This window comes from Paenibacillus sp. PK3_47, assembly GCF_023520895.1.
Lineage (GTDB): Bacteria > Bacillota > Bacilli > Paenibacillales > Paenibacillaceae > Paenibacillus_AQ.
In genome coordinates this window covers 3,069,759-3,091,328 of sequence record NZ_CP026029.1, presented here as the reverse complement: position 1 = coordinate 3,091,328, position 21,570 = coordinate 3,069,759, and the positions used below count along the sequence as shown (strand labels likewise).

15 protein-coding genes and 1 riboswitch are annotated in these 21,570 nt (G+C 50.6%); of the genes, 5 read left to right on the top strand and 10 right to left on the bottom strand.

Annotation, left to right across the window (positions count from 1 at the left end):
• Nucleotides 1–28: 28 nt before the first annotated feature.
• Together C2I18_RS13705 and C2I18_RS13700 are read right to left on the bottom strand one after the other, a co-directional pair.
• Nucleotides 29–757, bottom strand: a complete 729-nt coding sequence (locus C2I18_RS13705; RefSeq protein ID WP_249901693.1) for a LytR/AlgR family response regulator transcription factor — start codon at nt 755–757, stop codon at nt 29–31.
• Nucleotides 754–2,415 carry a sensor histidine kinase gene (locus C2I18_RS13700; RefSeq protein ID WP_249901692.1) on the bottom strand — a complete coding sequence of 554 codons (1,662 nt, stop codon included), beginning with the start codon at nt 2,413–2,415 and terminating at the stop codon, nt 754–756. The genes C2I18_RS13705 and C2I18_RS13700 overlap by 4 nt, the downstream gene beginning before the upstream one ends.
• A 148-nt stretch (nt 2,416–2,563) precedes the next feature.
• Between C2I18_RS13700 and C2I18_RS13695 the strand changes: the two genes are divergently transcribed.
• On the top strand, nt 2,564–3,139 hold the full coding sequence (locus tag C2I18_RS13695) for a nucleotidyltransferase family protein (RefSeq protein ID WP_249901691.1): 576 nt from the start codon (nt 2,564–2,566) through the stop codon (nt 3,137–3,139).
• 341 nt (nt 3,140–3,480) lie between these two features.
• Here C2I18_RS13695 and C2I18_RS13690 read toward each other — a convergent pair whose 3' ends face one another.
• Both C2I18_RS13690 and C2I18_RS13685 read right to left on the bottom strand, forming a co-directional pair.
• On the bottom strand, nt 3,481–4,971 hold the full coding sequence (locus C2I18_RS13690; protein WP_249901690.1) for a methyl-accepting chemotaxis protein: 1,491 nt from the start codon (nt 4,969–4,971) through the stop codon (nt 3,481–3,483).
• 209 nt (nt 4,972–5,180) lie between these two features.
• A complete protein-coding gene (locus tag C2I18_RS13685) occupies nt 5,181–6,617 on the bottom strand; it encodes an NAD(P)/FAD-dependent oxidoreductase (protein ID WP_249901689.1) in 1,437 nt (478 codons plus the stop codon).
• Nucleotides 6,618–6,732: 115 nt separating this feature from the next.
• Nucleotides 6,733–6,832: riboswitch (purine riboswitch) on the bottom strand.
• 290 nt (nt 6,833–7,122) lie between these two features.
• Between C2I18_RS13685 and C2I18_RS13680 the strand changes: the two genes are divergently transcribed.
• Nucleotides 7,123–8,139 carry a GGDEF domain-containing protein gene (locus C2I18_RS13680; RefSeq protein WP_249901688.1) on the top strand — a complete coding sequence of 339 codons (1,017 nt, stop codon included), beginning with the start codon at nt 7,123–7,125 and terminating at the stop codon, nt 8,137–8,139.
• A 49-nt stretch (nt 8,140–8,188) separates the two neighbouring features.
• Here the strand turns inward: C2I18_RS13680 and C2I18_RS13675 are convergent, their stop codons facing one another.
• Nucleotides 8,189–11,293: an EAL domain-containing protein gene (locus C2I18_RS13675; protein ID WP_249901687.1), complete on the bottom strand. Its 3,105-nt coding sequence runs from the start codon at nt 11,291–11,293 to the stop codon at nt 8,189–8,191.
• A gap of 305 nt (nt 11,294–11,598) precedes the next feature.
• Between C2I18_RS13675 and C2I18_RS13670 the strand changes: the two genes are divergently transcribed.
• Both C2I18_RS13670 and C2I18_RS13665 read left to right on the top strand, forming a co-directional pair.
• Entirely contained in the window at nt 11,599–11,742 is a 144-nt protein-coding gene (locus C2I18_RS13670) for a hypothetical protein (RefSeq protein WP_249901686.1), read from the top strand.
• A 198-nt stretch (nt 11,743–11,940) separates the two neighbouring features.
• Nucleotides 11,941–14,226, top strand: a complete 2,286-nt coding sequence (locus tag C2I18_RS13665) for a TPM domain-containing protein (RefSeq protein ID WP_249901685.1) — start codon at nt 11,941–11,943, stop codon at nt 14,224–14,226.
• Between the two features lie 120 nt (nt 14,227–14,346).
• On the opposite strand, the gene C2I18_RS13660 is transcribed toward C2I18_RS13665, so the two are convergent.
• Nucleotides 14,347–15,219, bottom strand: coding sequence for a LysR family transcriptional regulator (locus C2I18_RS13660; RefSeq protein ID WP_249901684.1), 873 nt, complete (start codon nt 15,217–15,219; stop codon nt 14,347–14,349).
• 127 nt (nt 15,220–15,346) lie between these two features.
• Between C2I18_RS13660 and C2I18_RS13655 the strand changes: the two genes are divergently transcribed.
• Nucleotides 15,347–15,793: a rhodanese-like domain-containing protein gene (locus tag C2I18_RS13655; RefSeq protein WP_249901683.1), complete on the top strand. Its 447-nt coding sequence runs from the start codon at nt 15,347–15,349 to the stop codon at nt 15,791–15,793.
• Nucleotides 15,794–15,886: 93 nt separating this feature from the next.
• Here the strand turns inward: C2I18_RS13655 and C2I18_RS13650 are convergent, their stop codons facing one another.
• The 4 genes from C2I18_RS13650 to C2I18_RS13635 form a co-directional block, all read right to left on the bottom strand.
• Entirely contained in the window at nt 15,887–16,684 is a 798-nt protein-coding gene (locus C2I18_RS13650; RefSeq protein WP_249901682.1) for a formate/nitrite transporter family protein, read from the bottom strand.
• Between the two features lie 335 nt (nt 16,685–17,019).
• The gene (locus C2I18_RS13645) at nt 17,020–19,482 is read right to left on the bottom strand and encodes an S-layer homology domain-containing protein (RefSeq protein ID WP_249901681.1); all 2,463 of its coding nucleotides are present in this window, start codon (nt 19,480–19,482) and stop codon (nt 17,020–17,022) included.
• Between the two features lie 227 nt (nt 19,483–19,709).
• The gene (locus C2I18_RS13640; protein WP_249901680.1) at nt 19,710–20,804 is read right to left on the bottom strand and encodes a toxic anion resistance protein; all 1,095 of its coding nucleotides are present in this window, start codon (nt 20,802–20,804) and stop codon (nt 19,710–19,712) included.
• 12 nt (nt 20,805–20,816) lie between these two features.
• On the bottom strand, nt 20,817–21,542 hold the full coding sequence (locus C2I18_RS13635) for a hypothetical protein (protein ID WP_249902117.1): 726 nt from the start codon (nt 21,540–21,542) through the stop codon (nt 20,817–20,819).
• Between the last annotated feature and the right edge of the window lie 28 nt (nt 21,543–21,570).

Below are 21,570 nucleotides of genomic sequence, written 5' to 3'. Positions count from 1 at the left end.
GATGCCGGGTTCAAGGAATGAAATGCATTTATATGCGCATGAGCTGCCTGAATTCCTTCACTTTGCTGCGGCTGACAGGCACTTCAAAGTCCAGATCGCGAAGGCGCAGAAGATACGTATTGTTGAACCAGGGGATGATTTCCTTGATCTTGGACAAGTTGACGATATAGGAACGGTGACAGCGGAAAAAAAGGTCCTGCGGCAGCCGGCTGTGAAACTCGCTGATGCTCAGGGCCATGACGTATTCTTCACCTTTGGTCATTACGCTTGTTGTTTTCTCCTGGGCTGAAGCATAATAAATTTCGTCGGCATCGACGACGATAATCTTTTCATTTTTCCACAGATTAACCTTGTTGCTGACCGCACTCTGGCCTTCCTCCCGGGGACGGCTGCGGGCCGCGAATGCCCCTTCCAGCTTGTTCAGCATCGCCTTGATCCGCGCTTCACTGTAGGGCTTGAGAATATAGTCGAACGCTTCAATCTCAAAGGCATCGGCGGCATGCTCCTTATAGGCTGTAATGAACACGATATACGGCTTGACCGAGAACCTGCTGATATTCTGGGCTAACAGCACACCGTCAATGGAGGGAATATTAATATCCAGAAAAATCACATCGACCTCCTCGGTCTGCAGAAACTTCAGCGCATCCAGCCCGTCCTCAAATTCTGCAGCAATGCCGATATCACTGTGTACCCCGATCAGAAAAGCCAGCTCCTGCCGGGCCAGCACTTCATCCTCTACAATTATGGCTCTCATACCTTCTCCTTCATGACATCAAAATAAATTTCCGTCCCTTTATCCAGCCGGTGGATACTGAGCCCCTTGCCATAAATCAGCTTCACCCGCTGATGCACATTGTACAGCCCGATTTTGTTATCCGGCATGCTTCCGCTGTAGACCTTCTCAATCGTCTCCGGGGCGATGCCCGCTCCGGTATCGGTGATGCCGATCCGTACCAGATTGCCGTGATCTTTTACCGAAAGCGTCACTGTACCTGTTCCCTTCTCCTTCAAAATCCCGTGAACAATCGCATTCTCCACCAGCGGCTGAATGATCAGGCTCGGAATGCGCACCTCCACCTCATCAATGTCATACTCCACGCACAGCCGGCTGCCAAAACGTGCTTTCTCAATCTCCACGTACTGCTGAACCTGCTGCAGCTCTCGCCGGATGTCAATGAACTCATCGGTCAGCTCCAGATTGTAGCGCATATAACCGGACAGATTCACGATCAGCTCCCGGGCCTTATCCGGATCGGTGCGGGTCAGTGAGGCAATCGCATTCAGCGCATTAAACAGAAAATGCGGATTAATGCTCGTCTGCAGCGCCTTGAGCTCCGCCTTGTTGGCCATTTCCTTAATACCTTCGACCCGCGATACCTCCATCAGGGTGGAGATCATCTGCGACAGGCCAACCGCCATCGCCTGCAGGGAATAGGTAATTTTATGGGCTTTGGTGTAGTAGATTTTCAGCGCTCCCGTCACCTCACCCTTTTCCTTGAGGGGAATAATGATCAGGGACCGGATCGCCCGGTTCATATATTCCGTATCATCATCACGGATCGTAATTTCACCGCTGGTGATCGTTTTTTTCGTCTCCTCGCTGATAATATCGTCGGTCTCCGCATAGTATTCCTCGCCAACGCCGACATACGCACGGATGTGCCCTGTATCGGTAATGGCGACCGCATCCGCTCCGATATCTTCTTTAATAATTTCGCAAATCATACGCAATGAACGGGGAGTGATGCTGCGGAAATAAGGCAGGGTCTTGTTGGCGATATCCAGCGCCAGCTTGGACTGCTTCGCGGCAATGCGTTCCTTCTCCCCTTCGACGCTCTGGACAAGCATAATAATAAGACCGACACTGATCTGTCCGGCAATCATCGGAAAAGCAATCTTCGACACGATCTCCACACCAAGCGATGAAGGATCAGCCATGACCAGAATCAGAACCATTGTCAGTGCTTCACAGGCCATCCCGGCGAGAATGCCGGCCATCCAGCGCCGCTCCGCCACAGTGCGTCGGTAAATGACACCTGAGACAATACCTGCTATGATGCTTGTAATCAGACAGGGCAGTGAGGTCACACCGCCGATATCAATCAGAAAACGGTGAATACCGGATATAATTCCTGTAATCAAGCCGACCCAGGGACCGAACAGAATCCCGCCGGCCATGACTGCAATAATCCGTACATTGACAAGTGACCCCTCGACATTAATTCCGCTGTAGGTCCCGAAGATAGCGAACAGACTGAATATTACGGTTACAATGGCAAGCTCCTGCGGGGCATATGCACCCTTGCTGAACATTTCCTTGAACCGCGGCAGCCGGGTCAGCACAAACAGGCACATCAGCAGCAGCGCCGCCCTTTCGAACAGCTGCAGCAGTATAGATAGGTTATTGTGCATGGTAAATCCTCCAAAGGTCAATCTATCGGTACATTATAAGTTTGTCCTTTTGGAATAGCAATCGGTTATACACTCTTTCCACAGTACCTATTTCTGTAAAAACCATTTATAATAAGCCTTTATCATCCGCTGTGACCTGGAGGTCTGTATGCCAAAAATACATAATGAGGAAGATATCATTCGCGTTGTAAAAGAAGACGCCTGGATGATGAGCATTCTGGCTGTTGTAAAAGAGCTTGCGCTGCCCGATTCATGGGTATGTGCCGGCTTTGTCCGCTCCAAGGTATGGGACGTGCAGCACGGCTTTACAGCCAGAACTCCCCTGCCGGATATTGATGTCATCTACTATGACCCGGATGATGCCCGCGAAGAAACGGAAAAGATCCATGAAGAAAGGCTGAGAAGGCTGTATCCCTCCGCTCCCTGGTCGGTCAAAAATCAGGCCAGAATGCACAAACTCAACAATCTCCCGCCTTATTCATCGGCCGCAGACGGCATGTCCAAATTTCCCGAAACCGCCACTGCGCTCGGTCTGTCGCTGGACAGTGATGGAGAGGTTTTGCTCGCTGCACCCCACGGGGTTCACGATGTAATCCACCTGAAACTCCGGCCTACACCCCATTTTAAAGCCAACCCGCAAATCCGTTATATTTACGAAAAGCGTATAGCCGCAAAAAATTGGCAGGCTGTCTGGCCCGGGCTGACGGTCACTTCTTTTCACTGAATGTAAAAAAACAAGAGCAGCTGGCCCCGGATTCACCGGAGCGCCTGCTGCTCTTCTTACCTTCCTACATATAAAAAACGCTATATAGATTGATCTTGAACATTCGAGTAAAGAAAAGGAGTGACGGAAGGGAGTTTTGGAACTGTAGGAGCGTTAGCATTCGCCTGAAAGCTTTCCAAAGGAAAGCTGGCATCGTAAGCATAAGCTGTCTGTGGATTTCCACTGCTGAAAGCAGTTAAAATCAAGAAATCTGCAGACAACAGCGGCCGGAAGTCCAAATATTCACTGTAGTTGCGACTGGACCTTTGCTTCAAAAGGTTCAAAATTCATTCTATTTAGCATCAAACAGCCAAATCAATGCCGACCACCCCAACAATCTCCCCGCGCCCGTCCCGGATGGCTCTGGAAAGTGTAATGCAGGATTGTTTCGTAATCGCCGATACATAAGGCTGTGATACATATTGCCCTTCGTTCATCGCCCCGTTCCACCAGTCACGCCGTTTGGCATTCATCAGCCCGGCCGCCGGCTCGGAGAAAACAAATGTGCCATCCGTGCGGTTGGACCAGATTGCCTGAACGTCAGGCACCCTGCGGATACAGGCACCAAGCACACTGCTGTGGCTTGCGGTGTCGGGAGAGTACATTTCCTGTCTGGTGCTGATCTCCTGCAGCAGACTCTGCATTTCCTCCAGCCGTGCTGCATATTGCCCAAGCTCTATAACCTCACGGCCGGCAATGCTGTTCACCGACTGCTGCAGCGCCTGTGATTCGGTGAGCAGGCTCGCACTGATCTCATTCAGCTGGCCGATCTGGGTCCGCTGCCGCGTAACCTGTTCCAAAGTGAGATCGACTCCGGCAATCGTCTCATTTACAATCCCTACAGCACCGCTAAGTTCCCCGGTTACCTCTTCGATCAGGCCGCTCTGCCGCGAAGCTTCAGCCACGGTCTCTGCTACTGCCTGACCCACTTCTTCGACTCTTGCCGAGATATCCTCCAGACGAAGCTTCACTGCGGCGACCTCACTCACACCTTGGGCAACTGCCGCCTGTTCCTTGGTTACGGATTCCAGCACCTGCCGGACGCCGGTGTTGATATCAAGCAGAACGTCCGAGGAACGTTCCACTGAGCTTCGGCTTTGATCAGCGAGCTGTCTGATCCGGCCGGCAACGACTGCAAAGCCCCGTCCCTGCTCTCCTGCCCGTGCCGCCTCAATTGAAGCGTTCAGCGCGAGAAGCGAGGTCTCGTTCACAATCCCCACAATCATCGTGTTGATCTCTTCCACCATGGCGATACGGCCGCTCAGCTCTGCGAACTTGCTCTGCATCTCACCGCTCCGGCTCTGCAGCTCTGCCATTACATTATCCGTCTTCTGGAGTGAACCGACCATTTCAGTCATTCCTTGACGGGCACCCTCCATGTTTGTCCCGAGTCTTTCAGTCAGCTCGGTGATATGTGCGGTGACAGCCGCCACACCGCCCATTGTGGCAAAGGCGCCTTCTATATTGGCCCTGGCCTCATTGCTTCGATTCTTCAGGTCCACCTCGTAAGCATGGGAATAATCCGCCGTCCGTTGAAGCTCCTCCGTATGACGGCTGATCTCTTCCAGCGCCCCGTGCAGCCTGTCGGAAGTGACTACTATCTCATTGCCGAGCAGCTCTACCCGGCTTCTTGCTTCCGCAAGTAATTCGTCTTTATGCAGTGCGCTGCGGTATGCACCCAGTGCTATCCAGCACAGCGCAGCCGTGAGCAGCAGAAACACAAGCTTGTGTACAAATAACATGTCAATCCACAACCCGTAAAGACCAACCAGCAGCAGCAACAGAACAACCAAGATACCCTTCCCCCGAAGAACCTGCATGTCCACTTCCACTCCACTCTGTTCATGTTATGTATTCTAACATTATATCAGCGCGGATATTGAAAAGGAATACTCCATGTCATCAAAATTATCCATTGCCCCTATAAAAAGAACTGCCCCGAAGCAGCAGCTATGCGCTTCAGGACAGCACCTTTTTGCCTTTATTATTTTAACCGCAGCTCTTACAACCCGGCACGGCCCAGCATCCCCCGGGCAATCCAGACTCCTGCCGCTCCGGCCTGCGCCAGGCCGCGGGTAATTCCCGCTCCGTCTCCGCCGCAATAGAGCCCGGAGATTTCTGTCTCCAGGTTTTCAGTAAGCTTCGGACGGGCTGAATAGAACTTTGCTTCCACACCATAGAACAGCGTGTGCTCAGAAGCAATGCCGGGGGTGACCTTTTCGAGCGCCTCAACCATTTCAATCAGACTCTTCATCGTATTGTAGGGAAGAACCAGCCCCAGATCACCCGGAACTGCCTCTTTCAGCGTCGGTTCCAGGAACCCTTCCTTGATCCGTGCTTCAGTGGAACGCCGTCCACGCAGGATATCGCCGTACTTCTGTACAATTACGCCCCCGTTCGACAGATCGTTCGCACGCTTGCATATCTCTCTGGCATATTCGTTGGGCTTGTCAAACGGTTCGGTGAAAGTATGCGAGACCAGCAGGGCAAAGTTCGTATTCTTGGAGCCAAGCGCAGGATCCTTATAGGAATGTCCGTTAGCCGCCATAACGCCGCTGTGATTTTCCACGACTACATGTCCCGAAGGATTGCTGCAGAACGTGCGGACCCGTGTTCCTACAGAGGTATTAAAAATAAACTTGCCCTCATAGAGATGTTCATTGATCTCCCGCATCACTACGTCTGAGGTTTCCACGCGTACACCCACATCAACCTGGTTATTATACATCTTGAGGCGCCGTTTCTTCAGCACCTCGGTCAGCCAGGCTGAGCCGTCACGCCCCGGAGCGATCATGACTTTATCTGCCTCAAAGACTTCCCCGTTCTTGAGCGTGATGCCCGTGATACGGTGGGAGCCGTTTTCTTTCACGGTTACAATGTCCTGCACCTCTGTTTTGAAGAGCATATCTATACGTGTCTTCAGATATTCGTATATGGATTTGAGAATCTCCAGATTCTGCTCCGTCCCGAGATGCCGCACCTGTGCCCGCAGCAGCTTAAGGCCTGCAGCATAACCACGCTGCTCAATATTCCGGATACTCTCGGTGGTCGGATCGGTAATGTTCGGAGTAGCCCCGTGCTCAAGGTTAATGCCGTCTACATATTCAATCAGTTCCTGCACTTTGGAAGGGGCTAGATAATCCGTCATCCATCCGCCGAACTCTGTCGTGATGTTGAACTTGCCGTCACTGTACGCACCCGCTCCGCCGAATCCAGCTGTAATCGAGCAAGCCGGAAGGCAGCCGGCAAATTCCTTGCGTCCGGCCGCAGGCGGGCAGAGCTTGATTTTCTCCTCAAGGATCGGGCAGCTGCGGCGGTAAATATCATGGCCTTTATCTACAAGCAGCACCTTCAGCTCAGGCGCCTTAAGAGTCAGTTCATAACAGGCGAATATTCCGGCCGGGCCGGCACCCACGACAATCACATCATATTTGCTCATTTGTTCCTCCTGGGAAGAAACGTCGGCCTATTTCTGGTAACAGGCGATATCCGTTTCCAAGTATTTGTAGGTTTCTGTAAGTACAACACAAAAAAATCCCGGACTATTATAGGTATGCAAAATGCACCCTATTCGTAGCCAGGAATTTACGGTTCCCTGTAGAAACCCCCAAACCTTATCATTGAGGATATACGAACAGTTAATCTGTTATTTATCAGCCAAAAAGAATTTTACCGGACACAAACGAATGTGTCAATGAAAATATCTATAATAATTCGTGTTTTACTATATTATAATCTATATATGTGCTATACACTTAGATAACAAACGCAAAAACCGAACATTTACCCCTCATGTGATTTGTGAAGGAAAAAAGAACTATTTGTCGAATATATAGAGGTATTGCCCCGGAAAAGAGGAACAGCTTATGCATATTCAGTCACCGACTCCTCGTGAGGTTTTTTGGAACCGATTGCTCCTCAATGCATTCTGGATGGTTCTGCTTGTGTACCTTGCATCTCAGTTATTTGTCTCCTCCTCCATGTGGGGCCACCTCGCCCAATTCACGGGCAGGCAGTATTACATTTTCCATGTGCTGATCCCGAATTCCATTGCGCTTATCCTGATATTGACTTTAGAAGCTATCCACAGGTGGAAGCCCTCCTGCTCTGAATTTTCAATTATCGTCGCAAGCCATCTCTACGCTATCCTGATGATCACCAACCTTAGCCCGGAATATCATGTCAAGCCGTTGATTATGCTGATTCCTCTGCTTGTATCCATGATTTATCTCAAAAAAAGTTATATGACGGCTTCTTCAGCGGTATGTCTGATCTACAGCATAATCCTGTTTCTGGATACCTCTGCATATGATTACTCACTGCGGATTGAATACATCATTATCTCTCTTATCTTCGCGGGAACTTCTGTTGCCGGGTTTCTCGTGATCGGGAGAGGTCTGGATCTTATGCAGTCACTGGAGAATTCCCTGAAATCGGAGCAGGATCTGCGGATCCAGAATATTATCATGGACCGTCTGTCGAAGATCGATCCGCTCACGGATTTGTACAATCACAAAACCTTCCATGAATATCTGGGCTGGCTGATTGAGCATCAGCAGAGCAACCCCTTTCCCATGCAGCTGGCTGTGCTGGATATAGATAATTTCAAGAAAGTAAATGACCGTTACGGACACTGGGTAGGAGATATTGTGCTTAAGCAGGTTGCTGGCGTTATGCTGAAGAATATTGGAACGGATGACTTTGCCGCACGCTATGGCGGTGAGGAATTTGTTGTGATTCTTACAGCAAAGTCACTGAAGGAATCAAGTAAAATCATGGAGAGTATCCTGACAGGAATATCCGGGATGCCTGTGGCTGAAATGGATGGCCAATCCGTCACTGTAAGTATCGGAATGCATGATTTTACAAGGGGAGATACCAAGAGCTCCATCTTTCAGCAGGCTGATGATGCTTTGTACGAAGCAAAGAATACCGGCAAGAACAGAATTGTCGTAATGTAATTAAAGCGGGCCGCGGACATATTAGTCCGGGCCCGCTTTTTATGTACTGTTATACGCCATAATGCCGCTGCCGTCCGAGAAGCTCGTGCACGCCCTTCTGAGGCACCGGCTTGCTGATCAAATACCCCTGAACCTTGTCGCAGCCTGCTTCTGAGAGAAACGCCAGCTGACTGTTGTCCTCCACTCCCTCAGCTACCACATCCAGCCCCATATTATGGCCCAGTGCAATGATAGTCTGAACGAAGGATTTACTGTATTCCCGGTCCGCAAGAGAATCAATGAAGATTTTATCCATTTTGAGTGTGGAAATCGGCAGCTGCTGCAAGTAACTCAAGGAAGAATAGCCTGTCCCGAAATCATCCAGCGCAATCCGGATTCCTCGTGACTTAAGGAACTCCAGCTTACTGACCGTACTCTCAAAGGATTCCATAAAAATGGATTCTGTAATTTCCAGCTCCAGGCTGTTCGCCGGAAGCCCGCTTTCCTCCAGGCTGTTCAGTACCATTTCTACGAAATCGTCCTGCAGCAGCTGGATTACAGAAATGTTGACCGATATTTTATAAGGAGTGCCCGTAAGCTCCTGCACATTTTTGATGAAGCTGCAGGCTTCTCTGAGCACCCATTCCCCAATATAGATAATGAGCCTGGAATCCTCGGCAACCTTGATAAAGGACAGCGGCGATACAAAGCCCAGGACCGGGCTGTTCCAGCGGATCAAGGCCTCGAACCCGGAGATTCGTCCGGTCCGGATGTCCACCTGCGGCTGATAATGCAGCTCGAACTCATCGTTGATCATTGCACTGCGCAGGTGCTTTTCGATCGTCATCCGTTCATTGAATGGCGTATGCATCGATTTGTCATACACGACATAGGTGCTTTTACCTTCCTCTTTGGCCCGGTACATCGCCACGTCGGCATTCATCAGAATTTCCTCCGCAGTCTCTCCGTCTTCCGGATAGAACGAAATTCCGATACTTGTGGAAACATACAGCTTGCTCTCGCCGATCAGGAAGGATCTACGGAATGCGTGCATAATATCCTCCGCCAACTCCATCACCTTATCGCGCTGCTTGGCATCCTTAATAAAAATAACGAATTCATCACCGCCGAGCCGGGAGAGCATCACTCCCTCGGGAACAAGCGACTGCAGCCGCTCACTGGCCTGCCGGATCAGGATATCCCCTGACTTATGGCCAAGCGTATCATTGATAAATTTGAAATTATCCGTATCCACGAACATCAGCGCTGCCTGTCCGCCCGGCTTCCGGATATAATCCTCCATCGCCTCCAGGAGACAGAGCCGGTTGGGCAGGTTGCTCAGGGAGTCCACATACGCCAGGCGGTGCATATTTTTCTGGTTCTCCAGCAGCATGTCGTACTGCTCTACAAGCTCCTGCTGTGTTGCCGTTAACTGCTCATATGTAGCCTCGAGCTCCTGATAGCTGTTATTCAGCTTGAACTCGGTCTGCTTGCGCTTGCTTATATCAATAAGGGATCCCAGGAACAATAGAATATTATCTTTGGGATCAACGATTGCCTTGCCCCTCACCTCGAACCAGATATAGATATTGTCTTTGGTGCGCATTCGGTACTCCGTCTCATAAATCGGGGTCAGACCGCTCAGATGCTCCAGTCTGGCCTTGTTTGCAGAATCCTGGTCATCCGGATGAATGATGCTGAGCACCCCGCCTTCAAAGGAATTGATCTCCTCTTCGGTGTAGCCCATCACCTCATACCAGCGCTCGGACAGCTTGTATTCGCCGGTCACCCAATCCCGCTCCCACATATATGCCCCCGAGCCCTCGGAAGCCAGCCGGAAACGGCGCTCACTGAGACTGACTTTATGCAGCTGCTCCTGCAGTTCTGCTTCCGTTGCCGTCAGCTCCTCATAAGTAGCCTCCAGCTCCTCGTAGCTCAGCTGAAGCTTCAGTTCGTTCTGCTTACGGTCATCGATGTCCAGTCCCACCAGAACGAATATATCTTCAGCCTGCTGATCCATTCCCTTAATGAGAGTGGTGCGGATCGCGAAACAGCGGGCTTCAGGCGAATAATCGGGAAGCTTCAGCTCCACATCATTCGCATAGTCCTTGTACACCGCCCGGGTGAGCAGCTCCCTGAACAAGGCCGCGCTGCCTTCAAGACCGGGAAGCTCGTCAATAGGTTTGCCCAGCACCTCTTTTTCGCTGAGCCCGGTCATTTTTTCGGCATACTGGTTAAAGCGCACCGTTTTTTTGTTGCCTTGAACTGCCCAGACAATCATCCCGGTATGTTCTATAACATCCTCAAAAAACTCCTGTTCAGAGTGAATGGTACGCCGCAAACGCCTGATGTACATCCGGATGAAGACGATTCCGAAGAACAGGATACAGAAGCCGACGGCTATGCCGGATATAACCCTGCCCTGAACCATAGATATGTAATAATCGGAATGGGAGAAAAAATACTGCTGGTACAGCTCTTCAAAAGCGCCGGAGCGCTGCAGCCGGTTAATTCGTGCATTTATGTAGGAAACAAGCTCCGGTGAGGATTTACTGACCCCGAAGGCCACCTCCTCCGGATATAAATCTTTCATTTTATTGACAATATTGCCTGTAAGCCCCCGTTCGACGATGAGGTAATCCACAACGCCCTGGTTCTCGAACAGCAGATCGATCTCCCCCTGCTGCAGTGCCACGAGCGCGTCCGGTACAGTATCATATTCTATGTATTCCGAGATTCCCGCCTTGTTTCTCAGTACAGAAGCGGAATATTGGTCCTTGCCTACGCCTATCTTATATTTCTGCAATGTGCTTAGTTTCACTTCTTCTTTCAGCGCCTGCCTCGAATAGACGGATATGTAGGTTTTGAATACAGGCTTGGAAAACAGCGCGTTCTTTTTCCTGTCCTCTGTTACCGCCATCAGGCCGATTGTATCAACCTTTCCTTCAAGCAGCAGCCCGAGCGTATTCTCCCAATCGCCGGTGCTGTACTGAATCAGATAATCCTGCTTTTCAAAAATCATGCTCGTCAGGTCAATATCAAAGCCGGTCAGATATCCGTTCTGTATGTATTTATAGGGCGGATAATCAAGTTCTGCCTGGTATCTTATGTTTTGCCTTTCAGCGTGAGCGGCAGCGGGGGCTGCAAGCATGAACACAATGCTAATCAGAAGCATGATTTTACACCGCTTCATCGCAATTCTCCTTTATTCAAAAAAATCGGCTAAGCGCACTTATAACAGGAGTATTCGACAAAATATGGTAGGGTTCCTGCTTCTTCTGCTGTAGAATATGATAAAATGTGCAACTCCCCCCGGCTTTTACCCGGATTAAAATAAAAAAAGTAAGAACCTTTATTTTTATATTGCTTTTTGGACGGAAAATGTGGATAATAACAGTAACGGTTGATAATGATTCTCATTATTAAAATAACGTCGATAAGTTCACTTTACTATATTGAATTAAAGGAGACTGAACAACCATGAACTCAGCCACTAGACGGACTGCTTTGCAGGTTGATGATTATCTGGATCTGCTCAATCTTGCTGTAAAGGTCGGAGATTTGAAATGGCAAAAAGAAATTAAGTCCAGACTGCAATATATACTCTGCCTGCAAACCAGATAAAATAGATATCTTTAAGCCGCTTCCGGTACGGGGCGGTTTTTTTTATTGTCTTACAGGAATAATGAAAAGGATGGATTGTTGATTCAGCCGGGAGATTACCGGCAGGGTGCATCCGTGGAGCGTGGGATGTTTAATGATATAGTATAATAATCAGCATCATACACTGAACAACATCTCGTTAGATCGGAGCGTGTCCGTGTGAAAAAATACTTTATGGTATTCCTGTTCATCAGTCTGCTCTGGATGCCCGCTGTCTACGCCGCCGGGATTCCGGTTCAGCAGGGACTTGTTACAGACCAGGCAGGATTGTTCTCTGCGCAGGAAATTGCGCGCCTGAATGAAACGGTCCAGCGGGACCGTTACACCTTCCATGTACTGACTGTAGATTCACTGAGAGGTAACAATGCTTCAGATTATGCCACCAACGTATATGAATCCTGGGGATTGACCGCCCGGGACATTCTGCTCCTGATTTCTGCCGGCGATCAGCAGATTGAACTGAACTTTAATAATCCGGGGCTGCAGTCCTCACTGAATGCCTGGTCCCGCAGCCAGGGAGGCGCCTCAGGAAGCGCGGCCATTACCGGATTGCTGGACACTTATTTTATTCCTTATGCGCGCGACGGCGACTTTGCCGGAGGCGTCAGCTCTCTGATTACCGGACTCGATTCTCTGGGGAGTGCTTCCGGCGGAGGGTCCGGCAGCGGTGCTGCCGGTACAAGCGGATTACCGCAGGGTAACAGCAGCGCCGGCAGAAGCTTCCCGCTGTTCACAGTGGCCGGCATTGCTGCCGGAGTTATTGTGCTGGCACTTCTGCTGTATATCGTGTTCACCGGACTCAGCCGGCGCAAACAGCTCAAGGCCCGGCAGGAGCAGTTGGGTGATCTGCTCGTAAGGGCAAACCGGGCCCTTGAATCGCTGCAGCCGTTTCAAGGTATTGTACAAGGCAAAACCGGGGAGATGGTCGAAGGGATCTCCAAACGGCTGTCTTCACAGCTGGTTGAAATTTCTGCACTGCAGGCCGCAAACCATGATGTTCTGCCGCCATTCTACCGTCTGGCAGCACTCAAAGCGGCCAGCGCAGAGCTGCAGGCAACGGAAAACTCCTTCCGGTCGGCGCTGGAGGAGGAAGAACAGAAAATTGCCGTCGTCAGTGAGGCCGACCGCAATGTGAAGCAGCATATCAGCGAACTTAAGAAGGACGCGCCTGAACTCGATGGACAGCTGCAGAATGCGATTAAGGATACTGGCTTTAAGCTTCAGGAAATTGCCGAGGATCTCATGGAACTGGCCGAGTCTACTGCCAAAGCAGACCAGCTGGAGCTTTTTGATCCGATTGCTGCACAGAATATCACCAAAGAAGCCCAGGACCGCCAGGAGCAGATCGAACAGGATCTGCGGGATGTTGAAATTTACGACGCCAAACTGAATCAGTTTCCCGGCGTACTGGCTGCGGCCAGGGAGAAGATTGCCGGCCTGATTGCGCAGAACTCCCTGCAGAATATGAAGGTTAAGCCGTATGACCAGTTGGAGCAGGCCCGTTCCGCAGCAGATACGCTTGAGACACCGCTGCGCAGCGGAGATATGGATGAAGTCCGTAAAATCTCCGCGACGATGGATTCGCTGGTTGCCGAAGCTATAGCAATGACTGAGCGCCAGGCCCTGATCCGTCAGAACAACCGGAGGGACTTGGAGACGATCCGCAGCAAATGGAGCGCTTTGACCGCCCGCCGCAATGAGCTGCAGGCCGGTATTGCCGAAGCGCGGAACCGTTTTGCGGAGCAGTATGTCAGCAGCCTGGAGGATACGCTGAGACAGGCAGGCGAAAGTCTGCGGCAGGGCGCAGCCGAAGTGCCGCAGCTGGAGACCTGGACCAGTGACGAGCGCGGAGAATACGACAATGCACGCAGCGGGATCGACAAGCTGCTGACGCTGCAGGAAGAGACGGCACGCCAGTTTAATGAAGTGGGCGAGCACCTGGAGGCGCTCGGCCAGCGGCTCGAAGCCGTCAAGCGCGTATTTATCGAGGGCCAAGGACGGGCAGAGGCAGCACAGCAGCTGCTGGAAAGCAGACGCATTCCCTCCAGGACCCGTTTCCATGCTTCTATGCTGCCGGAATATGCACAGCTGGAGCAGCTTTTATCTATGAGACCTTACAATCTCGACGAGCTTGAAGCGTTAGGCCGCTCCTACGCTTCACAGATCTCCTCTTTTGTAGAGGAAGCGAACCGGCTTGTCCGCCAGAAGGAAGAGCAGGAGCGCCAGGCACAGCTCGCCATGCTGCGTGAGCAGCAGCGCAGAGAAGAAGCGCGCCGGCGCTCCGGTCCGCCAGGCGGATTCGGCGGCGGGTTTGGCGGCGGCGGACGATCCTCCGGAGGCTCCTCATGGGGCGGCGGAGGCGGGGGCGGACGGTCCTCCGGCGGCTCTTCATGGGGCGGCGGAGGCAGATCCGGCGGAAATTCTTCCGGCGGTTCCAAGTGGTAGAACCGGAAAACTCCATGCTGACAATAGGATAGTTAATCCATCACACAGCATTCAGAACGACGAACAAACCTCCAGCCGTAACGGCTGGAGGTTTTCAATGCGCCCGGGCTTCCCTTTATCTTACTGCCGCTCCATACAGGCAATAAAATCGGCAAGCGCCGGTGAAATCCGGCGGTCCTTGCGGTAAATCAGCTGAATGTAAAACTTCTCCTGCCCGCCTGCAAGTGGCCTGCCGATTAACGTTCCACTCAGCAGTTCTTCCTCCACAGCATAACGGGGCAGAAAAGCCGTTCCCCACCGGTGCCTTACCGCCTGTTTGATTCCCTCCAGGTTTCCGAACTCCATGTCAATCCGGGGGATAATGCCGGCCTGCTTCAGCTCCTGCAGCAGCATTCTCCGGTATGTACAGCTGTCTTCTGTCAGTACCAGCGGTTCGCCCTCCAGCACGGACGGTGCAATCTCCGGCTCCTGCGCAAGGGGACCCTCCGGATGCAGGATCAGGAACAGCTGCTCCTGGCGCAGCTGCACGGTGACCAGCTCCTCAGACTCATAAGGCACATCAAAAATCAGGCCGAAATCGGCAGATTTATCTTTGACATCAGCGATGATCTGCACTTCTGAGCCAGGCTGTACACGCAGCTGCATACCGGGATATTGCTCCCTGTACCTGTACAGCCGGTGAGGCAGATAGTAAGCCGCCAGTGTCTCAATCGAGCCAATGGCAAGTACACCTGTTTCCCCGCCGGACACTGCTCCTTTGGCTTCCCTGCTGAGCGCGAGCATCTGCCTGGCATAAGGAAGGAGCGTGTTCCCCGCAAAGGTTGGAGTCATCCCTCTGCCTGAACGTTCGAGCAGCACCTCACCATAAATTTCTTCAAGCTTGGCGATCTGGGCAGTGACGCTGGACTGGGCATAGCCAAGCTTTTCTGCTGCCCGTGTGTAGCTTCCGCTGTCTGCCACCTCGCAGAAAGTCCGCAAATAAGTTAACTCCATGGCACGGCTCCTTGAATTATTAATAATTTCGATAGTTATCATTAAATACTATAGATAACTCCAATTTAGATTACATTATACAATACTATTATCATCCATTTCCGCATTCCTGAAGGAGGAGTTATTTATGAATATGAAGCCGCGATCTCAGATATTGGCAGCCGCTGCTGCAGCACCTGAAGATGCCTTTCAATATTTTGCAGCCAAGGCGTCTTTTGAGACAGATGTAGCGGATGTAGCTTATGATCTGCGCGAAGGAATCACCGGGTTCAGGCTGGTCGATGTCCGTGATACCCGTTCTTACGAGGAGGCCCATCTGCCTGGTGCAGTGTCCATCCCTTCCGGGCGGATTTCCGGCAATGCAGATGTGCTCTCTACGGAAGATGTACTGGTGGTGTACTGCTGGGGCCCGGCCTGTAACGGCGCGAGCAAAGCCGCGGCCAGGCTTGCCGCTGAGGGCTATCAGGTAAAGGAGATGCTCGGGGGCATCGAGTATTGGCGTAAGGAGGGCGGGCAACTGGAGGGTACGCTGCGTGAAGCAGCGCCACTATATTATGCTATGCCGCCCATGTAACTTGGGCCGCGTAATTCTGCAGCTGCTGCGAAATATACAAAAACAGACCTGCTAATCCGCATTGAAGCGGAAAACAGGCCTGTTTTTTACATATCAGTGCTTGTCAGAATGATCTTCATCCAGAAAAGGCTTATTCACATAGTAATACATAACGCCCATCAATACGCCCCCGCCGATCAGATTGCCGATCGTAACAGGCACCAGATTGTGTACGACCCCGCCCCAGGAGATGGTTCCCGGATGATCCAGTACCAGCGCGATCGCGAACGTACACATATTGGCGATACTGTGCTCGTACCCGGAGATAAAAAAGCAGAATACGAACAGCATCATGGCAAACATTTTGGCTCCGTCGCCTTTCATCGACATCGGAACAAAAAAGGCAAGACAGACCAGCCAGTTACAAAGAATGGCCCGGAAAAACAGCTCCATCGCCGGTGCCTCCATCTTGTGCGCTACCACATTCAGCAGAAATCCGTTCACACTGGAATCATAGAACAGTCCCGTCAGAAAAATCAGCAGCGCAAAAGCCGTTGCCCCAAGGATATTGCCGATGTAGCTGACTACCCACATCCGTACAGCCTCAGTCCACTTCATCTTTTTTCTCAAGGAAGCGTACGAATAATAAAAGGTGTCCCCGGTGAACAAATCCCCTCCGCCGTAGGAGATCAGGATAATAGCCGCACCGAACGTAATCGCAGCCATTGGATACGTCATAGGAGATTGCTCCATGTAGAAGAAATTCCCCGTCTTGAACGCCACGATGACGCCAAATCCGATAAACATACTGGCCAGCATTGCTCTTGCGATATAGCGGACAACACTTTGCCGGTAAATCCGCTGTTTCTTGAGTGCCAGTTTCTCAACCTGCAACAGTGCCTCGTTCTCCATGTAACCTCCGCATTAGCATCGTATTTTCAGCAATAATAGCGGCTGCCTACAGCCTTTGGGTTATTATACCCAATAAACCGCTGGAAATTACTTGAACCACAGCGGATGAATTTTATCAATATTTTAAAAAAGAAATGTCATCTCCGCTCGCATCAGCTATCTCCATCATCATTCAGCCTGGCAATAGCCTCAGCCTTCCCGCTGCTGGCTGCGATCATCAGCACAATGATCAGACACCCCAATATCATAGCATCCCCCGCTTCCTTCCCAAGTTGCCTCAGTGACAACTTATTCCGGAAAGCAGGGCAATATGAGCGCTGTATGGCTAATGAATGTTAACCAGCCAGGCTTCCGATGTAGTAGCTGACAACCTTCAAATCCTTATCGTAGAAAATAACGATGTAATCTTCGGTTAGACCGGCCAAGTTCAGGTCAGGTTGATAGGACAATTGGAGATGCTGGTTGCTGCTGTGATAGTAAGGCCGGGTCTGTTGCAATGCATGCTCAACTGTAAAGCTCCGCTCTCCGATCTCCGACCTGGATATTGCTGTAACGTACTTTGCTTCAGGATGTGTCCGCACGTAATCCTGGAAAATCGCGTAGTCAATGCGGCTGCCATCTTTATAGTCTCGTTCCAAAATGATTTCATTCTCAATTTTTTCCGCATTCTTGTCCCATACCGGAACTACTTTAGTCAATTTTTGCGGTTGGGTTGCATAACGGATAGGCTGATTATTTTCATCATAGAGCACTATTGTTACGTAATAATCTCCTTGTAAATCCGGGACAGGAAGTTCCACTAAACTAGAATAAGGCTGTCTACCGTAAGTGCTAGGGACAACGAGGTCTGAATTGGTAATTGGATTCTCAGTAATATAGAAGGAGATACTTTGTGCCTGCGTGTTCAGATCTTCAGAGTATGCGGTTAAAATAGCTCCATTAAGGGTCATGTAAGAAGTGAAAATTCTGGAAGATACCAAGGGAAGGGTATTCCCCAGAGGGCCAGAGCTTTGCTCCATTTCAAGCTGGTCCAGCGCATTGTCCAGTGTGGATTGACGATACTGGCTGATTTGGGCTTTAAGGTCATCATTCAGTCTGGAGAATGCCCTTGCTGCCCTCATAATAGTATTCTCTTGACTCAGTGCCAGCCCGCTCCCAATCTGATCTATTCTTATCTCTGCAGCCTCGACTGCTAATTCATCGCTGAGCTGTACCTCCCCTTCGTAATAGCCGATGGCCTGCAAATCTTTATCATAAAAAATAACAGTATAATTTTGTTCATTATAAAACTTTTCAGTTTGGTACCGTTCACGAGCTAAGGGAATCTCATCCATAGGCTCATATACCGGATACCCACTTCCCACATACCGGATCTTTTGGCTTGTGTACAGATAAAGAGAGGCTGACAGCAGCTCATTCAGAGTGCGGTTAGTATTAATACTTGCTGTATATTTTGGTGAAACTGAGTAATATACCGCCTTTCCGTTTAATTGTTTATTCGCGTACGTAACATCTACAACATCCGAATAATGCGTACCTCCATTACTATAGGTATCAAATTCTTGTTTTTCTTGTTTAATCGAAACGCCGCTTTCCAGCTTCACAAACTCACCGGAAACTCCTGAATCCGAGGGCTGCAGATTTATCTTTTGTGAGTAGTAACCAATGGGCTGCGAGTCCCCCTTAATGATGACTGTCACATAATAATCGCCAGCTGTTTCTACAATTTTTTTAGGTACGATCACTTTATCATAGGGTTTTGATGCATAGAAAAGGGCCGGTAAAAGCGTTATATATCTTTTGTTATTAAGCTCCCATTCAAGATCTTCAGAAGTAATAGGTGTTCTAGTTACATAATAAGCAGCATATTTACCGGCACTAAGCGTTGATGCAGGCACCCGGCTATAGTCGAATTCCAGATATACGGAATTGGTTACAGTATAAGACGGCGAGGCTTTAACATGAACATCAAGCAAAGGAACATCACTTACCGGCAGGGTTGGTTCAGGCGCTGCTGTAGGTCCGGGTATCGCCGGGGCCGGCGCTCCTCCGCCACCTGTACCTCCACCACCGCCGCCTCCAACAGCAACTGCAGCCGCCGTCGCAGTAGGCACCGGACTGGATGTTGGGCTTGCTGATGGTGACGCTGACGCAGGTGCTGCCGGAGCTGTTGTCGGCTGAGACACGGCCATTTGAGCTGCTGCGCTATCAATCAATGTTAAAGACTCTGCACGTGTCAGCGCCTGCTGAGGCGCAAACGTGCCGTCTGGATAACCCTTTAGAATTCCTGCTTTTACCGCTGCCGCCACGCTTGCCTTGCTCCATGGAGCAATGGTTCCGGCATCACTAAAAACCTGTAAATCATTGATATCACCCTCAGTAAGCTGCAGCAGCTTGCCAACCACAACAGCCGCTTCCTGACGGTTGATGGGCGCATTCGGGCGTATCTCATTGTTGTATCCTTGTATGTAACCTGCGGCAACCGCTTTGGCCACTTCGCTGTAAGACCAGCTTGCAGAATTGACATCCGAAAAATTCACGTCAGCCTCTGCGGTGAAACCAAACGACCGGTTGACCAGCGTCATGAACTCTGCTCGTGTAATGGTCTGATTAGGTTTGACGGACCCATCCTGAAACCCTTTCAGATTTCCTTTTTCCAGCCAGCTTTCAATCGTCTTCTGAGCCCAGTGGCCACTATAATCACTGCCGCTGCTTTGTGCTTGCGCTGCTCCTAATGATCCCAGCAGCATGCTAACCCCCAGTATACCTGCCAATGCCCCCCGAAACTTCCTGCCCATCTTTTCATTTCCTCCTGTGCCGTTCTCAATAGAACAGCCATAATAAAATCTTTGCCGCTGCAGCTTATTCCCATTTTAATGCAGGAAGGCATTTCCATAATAGCTGATATGAAAATATTAGTAAATAAAATATATTCTAATAAAATAGAAATAGATTAACACAGCCAGGCCCGCTGAATAATTCAGCGGGCCTGACCTCTAATTCTTATGAATTTCATCTCGCGATTCTAGTTCAAAAAGCTGCTCAATCCGCTTTCAGCCTGCTTCAACGCCTGCGGCTGGGAAGCCTCATTCAGGCCGAGCCGGTTGTTCAGCTGTGTATTAATCGTTGTCATTTTGGATGTGTAATCCTGACAGCTCTCAATAATCCGGCGGTTGGACTGCTCGGAAGTATCCAGGGCACTCAGCAGATCACCGATTGCCTGATTGACAGCTTCAAGTGACATCGAAGGTTTGGACAGAAGCTCTGTCGTCTTTTCAGTCGTAGTACGCAGCAGGCGGGCATTTTCCTTGAACTGGTCCTCGATTGTTTTGTTCGTCGCTTCGACAGCGGAAATCACATTCTCCTGATCAGCAAGGGACATGGCAATCATCGCCGACACGGTGATCAGGTTAGAGGTCTTGTCAATTGCGTTGTTAACGGAATCGATCAATTTATCATTGTTGTCGTTGATGATATCCGTAGCAGCGATAGCCTGATTGTAGAGCAGGATCATCTCCGTCATGGACTGAATCCGCACCATCACTTTGCGCAAACCACGCTCCAGATACGCCTTGCGGAATTCATTCTCCGGTTTGGCAATCTCAATTTCGAACAGTTCCTTCAGCTTGTTGCCGAAGGCGATTTTGGTCTGCAGGTTGTAGATTTCCTCCATGGAGGTGCGCTTCAGCTGGCGCATATTGACAATGCTCTCCTCGAGCGTATCCCGGCCGTCACGCAGACCGGTAACGATGGCATCAATATTTGTACGTACAGACTGGTACTTGTAGACATAATTTTTGAGCGGGCTCTTGCGCAGCATTTTGCCGAAAAAGCTGACATTTTTGCTCTGCTGCAGCGTTTCACATTCATTTCGCAGCTTCATGATCATATTGGGCACTTCTACACGTTTGCCGGACATCAGGTCATTCACAGGGCGGTCCAGCAGCTTCAGCGTCTGTCCTGCCTTCTCCTGTGTTTTCACCCCGAGCCTGCCGATATCATCCATCAAGGAATCCAGCGCTACGGTATCCGTCTTGGCAACCTGCTCTATCAGCTGTGAGGCTTCTTCGACAACCTTCTGCTCATCTTCTTTTTTGAGCTCAATGTACTGCGTGGACATGTGGTTTCCCTCCTATAATTCGGAACTGCTGTACCGTTGATGAATCAGTTCCGCCTTGGTCTGAAGTTCCATCAGGTCTTTGTGCTCGATCGTTGAGGCGATATCCGATATTTTAGAATCCACATCCCTCAGACCGTTCAGCAGCATTCTCCGGTTTTTCGATTTGGCCTCGCCGCCCAGCCGCAAAAACGGATTGATAACAGCGTTGAGGTCCTTCAGCACCAGCCTGCGCACCGTATGATTGATTTCACCGTTCCCCAGCTCTTCAAGCAGCGGAATGACATGCTGGAGTCTGGCAAAAAGCGCCAGTGACTTCTCGACAATCTCGTTATCAAGCGTATCCTTCTGCCCTTCGGATATAATCATATCCTCCAGAATCCCCAGGTACTCTACCACAGGGGCAAATTCCGCCGAGACTCTGGCCTCCCCGCGTCTTCCGGAAGCAGGGGCAGCTTGTTCAACTGTACCTGCAGCCGGGGCTGCAGAAGCCGCACTGCCTGCTCCGGGCCCCGTAACTGCAGGTACTGGAGCTGCGGCAGAGATGTTACCCGGCTGCTGCCCGGCAGGAAGAACCTCTGCCGGCAGGTTAACTTTGGTGCGTGCGCTGCTGGCAATCCCTGCAGCGGCGCCGGCAACCGGCAGCAGCAGCGTTAGAAATTCGGGCAGGAAACTGCTCGTCAGCAGAGCTGCAACGTAACCGGCACCTGCATACAGTAATACTTTAGATTTCAGATAAATGATCCTCACCTCTTGTGCGCTTGCTCAG